Origin of the sequence: Spirulina sp. 06S082 (assembly GCF_034932145.1) — a bacterium.
Classification (GTDB): Bacteria; Cyanobacteriota; Cyanobacteriia; order Cyanobacteriales; family Spirulinaceae; genus CCY15215.
This window is the reverse complement of record NZ_JAYGHV010000190.1, coordinates 1-8228: the sequence shown is the minus strand read 5'-3', so window position 1 is coordinate 8228 and position 8228 is coordinate 1. Positions and strand designations below refer to the sequence as shown.

Annotated in this window: 4 protein-coding genes and 1 pseudogene; 1 reads left to right on the top strand and 4 read right to left on the bottom strand. The window is 46.6% G+C overall.

The genetic code is table 11. From position 1 onward, the window contains the following. From VB714_RS13685 to VB714_RS13670, 4 genes and pseudogenes are all read right to left on the bottom strand, one after another. Positions 1 to 188 (bottom strand): annotated as a pseudogene (locus tag VB714_RS13685) (hypothetical protein); the annotation flags it as partial. Between the two features lie 124 nt (positions 189 to 312). Continuing rightward, on the bottom strand, positions 313 to 759 hold the full coding sequence (locus VB714_RS13680; protein ID WP_323225056.1) for a hypothetical protein: 447 nt from the start codon (positions 757 to 759) through the stop codon (positions 313 to 315). Continuing rightward, entirely contained in the window at positions 740 to 3853 is a 3114-nt protein-coding gene (gene brxC, locus VB714_RS13675; protein ID WP_323225053.1) for a BREX system P-loop protein BrxC, read from the bottom strand. The genes VB714_RS13680 and brxC overlap by 20 nt, the downstream gene beginning before the upstream one ends. Before the next feature lie 39 nt (positions 3854 to 3892). After that, a complete protein-coding gene (locus VB714_RS13670) occupies positions 3893 to 4483 on the bottom strand; it encodes a DUF1788 domain-containing protein (protein ID WP_323225050.1) in 591 nt (196 codons plus the stop codon). A gap of 395 nt (positions 4484 to 4878) precedes the next feature. Here VB714_RS13670 and VB714_RS13665 point away from each other — a divergent pair, with 395 nt between their 5' ends. Next, entirely contained in the window at positions 4879 to 8208 is a 3330-nt protein-coding gene (locus VB714_RS13665; RefSeq protein ID WP_323225048.1) for a DUF3987 domain-containing protein, read from the top strand. Positions 8209 to 8228 lie beyond the last annotated feature (20 nt).

Genomic DNA, 8228 nt, shown 5'->3' with positions numbered 1-8228 from the left:
TGCTGCAAAAATCCCGAAGTTACAGCTTGGCGCGTTTCATACCAATTATTGACCAGCCGCTCGTAATGGTCGGGATTGACCAAATAAGCAACAGTTTGTCCGTTTCTCGTCACCAGCACGTCCGCATCCTCAACCATCTCCGCCACCCGAGCCGTATTCTTCAAATCGGTGACTTGCGCGTGCTTCATGGGAAAGTCCGGATCCTTAGCAATGGAATTTGTCATGGCAATTGACCGAATAAGGAACAAATTCTGCCCTTATTCTACCCAAAAATGCTCCAGCAAAACAGAATGGATATCGAGTGTGACGTTCCTACATTAACCGCACGCGATTATTTTGCTCAAGTTCTGCCAATAGCGCCATTTTCAGCGCGTCTACATACTCCTCGACCTCTTCAGGGGTTTCCAAAACCGACTTTTTCGCTACATTCACCACCGATAGGGAAACGATCGACTTAACCACAGTGTCACTTTCTTCAGAAGCCGATCGCTGCTGCAAACCTTCAGCCTCTCGATCCACCTGCTGAATTAAAGCCTTGCGAAGGGTTTCTATTTGACTTTGATGGGCGATCGCCGTATCGATCGCCGTCGCCCGATCCAAAGGCGCGATCGCCGTATCGACTTCATTTTGATAAGAAGACAAATTCAAGCGATCGGCAACCATTGGGTGAGTCTCTGTTACATATCGAGCCACTTCTTCTTTAACCCTTTGCGCTTCCAAACGTGCCTGCTTTACCTTATTATCTAAAACTTCCTGCACTTTGTCCTTCACGGGTTGGAAGCATGGGTAATTGAGGAATTTTTGCCGTTGGATTCTTCATCGCCAAAATCTGCCGCACCGACTCTACATTCTGCAATAATGCCCCCTCTTGAAGATGGCGCAACTCCGGTTCGAGCGATCGCAAATTCTCTCGAGCCTGACGATATAATTTCAACGGTCCTATAAAAAAGCCCCGCAACGTCTCGCGATCCTCAATGTAGTCCTCTAACACCTCCCGACACTGTTTGAAGCGATCGAAAAAAGCCGCTGCATCTTCAACCTTTAACAATTGCGTCAAAGTCTCCAAACTTGTTTCGACCAAATCTCCAAACGGCAATTTTTCGTCCTTAATTTGCCCTTGCCAGCCCTCCAATTCGCTTTTTTGGTCTTGCAAAGCCTTTTGATAGGTTTCAAATAATTTAAGGGGATCGCTAGAAGGACTTTCTGGCAAAAGATCCGAGGCTAAATCCTTCGCGACTTTCAAACTTCCCGTATTGATAACGTCCCCCAACCGGATCGTATATTCATTCAATCCCTTGCGCGATCGCAGTCTCGTCACTAACCCAGATTCGCGGAAATTAACCGTCCCCCCCGCATGGCGCAATTCAACTTTGCCGAGATTGAATAACTCTGCCATCACTCCCAACGTATCCAACTCCGACCATCCCCAAGGTCGCCCATTAAATTTATCAATCGCATTCCGGATTGTCACTTGACGGTGAGCGCGTTTTTCATCCGTCAGAAATGCCAACATTTCACTATGTGCCGCACTATTATAAACTTTTCCACTGGTGTCTTGTTCTTGATAATCTTTGAGCAACGCATGAGTAATATCCTGCTCGCTCTCAAACCCACTTTCAACGTAAGTCAATTTGGTGTAAAGCGTATCCACTAAATATTTCAAACCTTCCGTTAACAGAGTTTTAGAATCGCTGCGAGTAACTTCTTTGAAGCGATTTCCACAAGCAAATACATCTCCTCGGGTAATTAAGTCCTCCAAAGTTTCCCGAATTCGTTCTTGACGGCGGCTGTTTTCATCGCTTCTCGTTGCCAGAATGGTTTGTACGGTTTGAGGCAATATACCGCTATTTTTATTAGAAATATAGGTTGAGGTTTGTACTAACTCATTGAGTTCGTCCAGCAAATTTCCCTCATCGGGCAAGCGTACCAAAACTGCTTTTCCTGCCGATGTTTCCATCAAACACTGACTTTCTTCTTGCAAAAGAGCATAGCGATCGCAATAGGGCGTAATAATATGCAAACCAATATCGTGAGTTTGCTGTCCGTAAGTTTGGTCGTCGAGTTGGCGATTAAAATTGTATTCGTGGCGTTTGTCATAGCGAAATTTTTTGTCGGGAAAAATCATTTCCCAAACCAATGCTTGCAACTTTTTCGTAATATCGCTCGGTTCGATCTCTGTATTTTTAATTTCCCGACCAATATCCTGCTCCTCATGAGTAAGAAAATAATAAATCTCTCCATTTCGTTGAATTAATGTTTCTTTGGTCAATCTTCGTAATGATTCCTCTATTTGCTCCCTTAATGCCAATTTATCGCGATCGATATTATCCAAGCTCAAGGTCGTTAAATTGTCAAGATTTGCTCGAACTTCCTTAACATATTTAATCATAAAAAGCGTTTGGAGCAAATTAATATCAAAAGGTTGCAGGTTCGGATTATTTTCCGCTTGTTCGATAACTCGCTTAATATTGCCATCTAAAAATCCTTCTACTGCCCGATAACAAATATGGACAGGGACTAAAGCGCCTAAATCCTCTCGATCGACTGCCTGAGAAGCAATTTGGAAGCCATCGAGTAGCGATCGCTCTCCTTCAGACAAATGCTTTCCCGTCGCTCCCATCAGGCGAATTTGAGTAAATACATTCTGAAGTAAATTGAATTGATAGGGAATAAAAGGATAAGCAGAAACAAAATCTTTGTCATCGCGATAACTGGGAAGATTGGCACAATCAGAAGTAAAAGTAATCTGATTTTTAAGAATCGCTGTTTTCTGTTGATAAAGCGCTGCTAAACTTTGTTGAGCGGCATCAGTTTTTCGCAGCAAGCGCAGTTTTATCACTTCATCGGTATTCGCTGAAGAAAGACTGAGAGGGCGACCGAAACGACCGACAATTTTAGAAAAGTCTTTCCCTTTAATACGATTCTTAGTAATCTTATCAATTGCTTCTTGAGACGTAACCACTACCCAAGCTCGCCCTTGAGCGTTTACTCCCAAATCCTCAACAACAGTCTGTAGATTAAGCATTAAATCGCTGTTGTCTCCAATATATTGCCCCACTTCATCAACCATGAAAATGAGATAATGATTTTTACCCTTGCGATCGAGGTAAGTTTTAACAGTTCGCGCAAACTTTTCAATGCTGAGAGTGTAGTTCCGTTCGCTCAAATCCATCAACTTGCTTGCTGCATCAGCACTAATCTCCAAGCTGGTTTGTAAGGCTTTGCCGATCTCATCTTGACAAAATGCCCAAGCATCTCGGTTTTCAACCCAAGGCGTACCGTGAATATCTTGAAAAGCAGTTTGAAAGTCTCCATATTTCCCTTTTTCATCCAATTGTCGCTCGAACTCCGCGATCGCTGGAACCGTACCAAAATACCCTAAATGTTCGTCAAAAACTTTTTGGAAGACCTTAACAATACTGTCCTTCTGATTTTTACTATCGGCTTCTGCTTTGGAGTCAATATTAAAGAGAATGACATCCGCTTGACTCCGGGCTGCTTTGGCAATATTTGCCCGTAATAGGGAGTCGCGGACGCGATCGCTATCGAAATAATCTAACGCACGAGTATCTCCGAGATCCACATTTTGCAGCAGGTAAGACAAAATTTTGAGAAAGTGAGATTTTCCCGATCCGAAAAAGCCCGAAATCCAAACTCCCATCTTATCTGTAGGAGTATTTAAGGCTTCGACGTAGCGTTCAAAAAAAGTCTGAAAATGGCGATCGAGTTCTTTCGTAATGACATATTCTTCAAGTTCTTGACGGATATTATCCCTGTCTTGCTGGCCAACCTTAATGACTCCATTAATATTGCGATGAATATCTTTATAGAACAAATCCGAAATTTGGTTCATCAGAATTACACTCCCAGCAAATATCGATCTAGAGCTCCTTCATTGTTCGCTGTTTCGAGGGATTAAAGGAAAAGCTCGATAGTAGTTGTCATCTTTTAGGGTATTAAATAATCGTAACTCTTGACCATCGTAAAAACCGGGAAAAAACATCACTAATGGCGTTGTGTCGAGGATAGGATGCAAGTTATTAAGAATTGTGTGCGATCGCATCCAAGGATAAATTGCTCCTACTCCCGTCAACCAGATCAATTGTTCGTCCCCCGTAAGTCGATTCTGGATGACCTCCACAATTTTTTCCGGTCGCAGGAGAGGCCTTATGCTTTTGTTAAAAGCCGTACTTCCCTGTTTCGTTTCTAAATCTAGCGCCTTTTGCAACAAATTTCGCGCTTCCAAAAGCTCCAATATAACATAATAGAGATTAATTTCTAGCACTTTAAGCGAATGAGGAGAACTTTCCAGTCGAGATTTGAGACCGACTAAATAATTTTGAACGAGAGGATCGCATTCGGGATCGTAATCGAAAATATGAAAACCGATCTCCTTACCCAATCCTTGATTGCTCAAAAAACGAGGCTCGCAAAATATTGGAAATAATTTGTCGAGGCGTTGTGCAATCGTCAAAGCTGACATGGGAACAAAGGTTTGTTTAAGTAATTTGTTGCTTCGATCGGATCGGGGCTAATCTAACCAAAACAATGGGTCTGACCAGAATAACATCAACCAGACAATCCGTCAGGCTCAATCTTAACTCCCCAGATCCATCATTTACTGAAACCTAAAGGCGATCGCCACAAAAAAAATATACACCGATCGATATCCGTGAATACACACAATGAGAAAAAAGTCAATAGATAAATGTTGAATTTTTTTGCGCTTTTCGAGATTTCATGCGATCGCGATCGCACAAACGTGGTTTTCAACTTCGCTAAACTCGGAAAATACAATTAAACTTCAACAACACTGACGGCTTTGTAGTGGTTTACCACAAATCCAATTTCAAATCCTTTTCCATTCCAATTGTAGCAATGGTTTACCAAAAATCCAAGACTTTTCAGATCCGAGAATGGGTAGAATTCGATCGCAAGGGTCGCGCTCCTTGTCCCTGTTGCTCGAAAGGCCCGAAAGACAAGACTCTCAGCCTCATCCCCAAAAGTCAGTACGGTTATAAATGTTTTCGAGGTTGTACCCCTGCCGAGATTCGAGAAGCATTAAATGCTCCCCTACCGGGACAACCTTCACCCTCATTCAGTACCGACGATCGCTCCGGAAAACGCCTACCCCCTACCCCCCACAAAGACTATACCGTTGACGAAAAATTTGTGGCTTCGGCAACCGAGAGGCTGTTGCGAAATTCCTCTCCCGATGCAGTAGCCGCCCGAAAATGGTTGAGCGATCGCCATATTTCCCAAAGCGATATCGAACGCCTAAATATAGGACTGGGGAAACGAGTCGTCATTCCCGACGAGAATAAACCCCAAAACAAAGAAACTTACGGGGCAATCTGTCTCTTTATTCCCATTCCCCAACAGCCGGGACGCTATTACGTCAAAAAGCGCGTCGCCCCTTGGCTGAAACCCGAACAAAGACCGGATTACCTCGGCAACTGGTCTCAATTCGGCGTTCCCGCTACCGTATGGTTCGCTCATCTCCCCGAAAATGCCCGCGAGACTTGGTTTTGCGAGGGAGAGTGGGATGCCATTCGCCTCGCCCAATTGGTACGAGAACAACCCGAAGGAGAATCCCGCATTGCCGTTGCCTGTTCCACAGCCGGCTGCGGTAGCGTTCCCAAATGGGAAGAACTGCAACGATTGCCCGGAAATGTAACAATTTTTTACGATCGCAACGACACGCCTCGCAAGGACGGCACTCGCGCCGGAGACGAAGGAGCCAAAAAACTCGCCTTTGCCCTCGAAGGTCGCGGGCGCATTGCCGATGTTCCCATGCCAGAAGATTGTACGGTCAAAGGTTGGGATGTCAGCAACGCGATCGATACCGACTACGGTTGGGCGGACTTTTGCCGCAGCGTCAAAGAAGCCAAATTTCCCATCGCCACGGAAGGACAGCGATCGCCAGCCTGTCCCGAAATCGATGTCAGAACCGTTCTCCTCGCCCTCCTCAATCGCAACCCACCTCCCGCCGTCCTGACCGAGAGCCTCAATCGCTTGAGTCAAGAGTCGGGGTGGAGCGTCCGGGAACTGCGCCAACTGGCAAGCGATTTGCAAACCGATTCGGACCGGGAATCCGGGCGGGATGAATGTCATCAAGAGTTACAAACATTAGAAGGACACAAGCGACACGCCCTCGATCTTCGCGATTACCTGCCTTGGAAACTGGCAGAACCGATGCAGCAAGTCGCCCGTTGGATGGGCATTCCCCCCTCAGCACTCCTCACTGTCTTGCTTCCCGCCGTCGCCTCCTGCCTGCACCCCGAAACCCGCGTCATTATTAAAGAAGGCATCGATTTTGTCGAACCGGCCATTATTTATGCTGGCTTGGTTACGGAATCCGGACAACGCAAATCTCCCACCCTAAAAGCGATTTTGCAACCCCTCAGAGAATTGCAGGCTGAAACCGACGCGGAGTACAAGCTGGCAAAAGCCAAATACGACGCGGCTTGGGAACAGTGGCAAGCGGCCAAAGATACCTATGGCTCTCGGGAACAGTGGAAAGCTGCCGAACCCATCGAACCCGTGCAGAAAGAGTTTTACGTCAACAAAGCCACCAGCGAGGCGATCGATACGATTAAAAGCAAGCAACCCGATACGGCATTTTTGTGTATCAAAGATGAACTTTCGGGATTGTTCGGTTCTTATGGAGCCTATAAAAAAGGACGGGGGGAAGATCGAGAGTCCATTCTTTCGGGCTGGAATGGCACGGGAGTCAAGAAAAATCTCAAAAGTGGCGAGCGCATTTCTACCCTCTACGAATCCATGAGCATCATTGGAGCCATTCAAGATTCCAAGTTGCAAAAGTTGATGGGGAATTTTGACGACGATCAAGGGGAGTGGGGACGCTTTTTGTGGGTTCGCATTCCGTTGAAAGCCTTGAAATTGCCGGATACGGACGCTCCCTATCAGTTGAATAGTTTGAAAGCGCTCTACGAGCAGGCGAGGAAAGTCGAACCCCAACGCTATCACTTTACGGCAGAGGCTCAAAGCCTTTACAACCTTTATCACTGGGATCTCGAGCAGCGACGGGTGGCCAACTCTCGGCAGGGAATGCGAGCGGCACTGGCGAAAATGGAAGGCTATACGGCACGGCTGGCTTTGGTTTTGCACGTTATTGCCGATCTGGTTTCCGGACGCGATCGCCCCGATCCTTACATTCCTCGAGAGCGAGTTGAAGCAGCGATCGGTTTGGCGGAGTTTTACCTTTCTCAAACAACCCTGATTCATTCGGAAGGGTCTGCCGCTTTGAATGAAGGGGGATTGCCCCACCGTTTGAGCGCAATTTTGGACAAGTTGAAACAATACGGCGAACTGACAGCACGTCGGTTGCAATCGTCGATTAGCTGGTTGCGAAAGGAGAAACCCGACGACCTCCGGCAGAATTTAATCGAGTTGGCTCGCATGGGTTTCGGGAGCTTAGTGGGCAAAGGCAATCGGTTGAAGCTGGTACTAAATGGGGAAACTGTCGATCGGCCAGTCGATCGCCGCGTCGATCGCGAGGAAAAGGCGAATCCCCCGAATATGGAGGCGTTTGAGACTCCACCGAGGGAACGTGACGATCGTGTCGATCGCCTAGTATCTCTAGAGGAAAATTGCCACGAATGGGAAATGGCAAGTTCTGAATTTGCCGATCGAGATGAATGGGAAACAACGAGTTCCGAGTTCGACCATCGGCTTGACGAGGACGATGATTGGCCGATCCTAGAGTGCGAAACAGATGCGGAAAACGGTTGCGGCTCGCCAGAAGCGACGCGATCAACAGAACAGCCGATCGACACATTGCCCTCAAATGCAAGCGAGATAACGCCTCCACTTGCTGACCCGCGATCGACACTACGATCGGCCAATGGTCAATCCAGGGGGATTTCAGAACCGGAAAAGCCCTCTCAAACAACAAAACCAACGGCAGAAAACTCCGGAAATTATGGCAATTCAGACTTACCGAGTAGCGATCGCATTTCAGAACCAACAACCAATAACCAACAACCAACAACCAATAACCAATTTGATTTCACCAGCGCGATCGCTCAAATCAATCTCGAACTCCGGCGCTTGGGATGGACGATAGAACGATTGCGAGAACATCTGCGATCCACCTATGGCAAGGATAAGCGACAGCAATTGAGCGATCGCGAACTTCTCGATCTAACGAACTGGCTGCGACGGCAATCTCCGCAACCGATATAGGGCAAGCATCGAAGGCATTG

Coding starts and splice junctions, on each gene's coding strand:
- VB714_RS13665 (WP_323225048.1), top strand. CDS start 4,879: ATGGTTTACCAAAAATCCAAGACTTTTCAGATCCGAGAATGGGTAGAA.
- brxC (WP_323225053.1), bottom strand. CDS start 3,853: ATGAACCAAATTTCGGATTTGTTCTATAAAGATATTCATCGCAATATT.
- VB714_RS13670 (WP_323225050.1), bottom strand. CDS start 4,483: ATGTCAGCTTTGACGATTGCACAACGCCTCGACAAATTATTTCCAATA.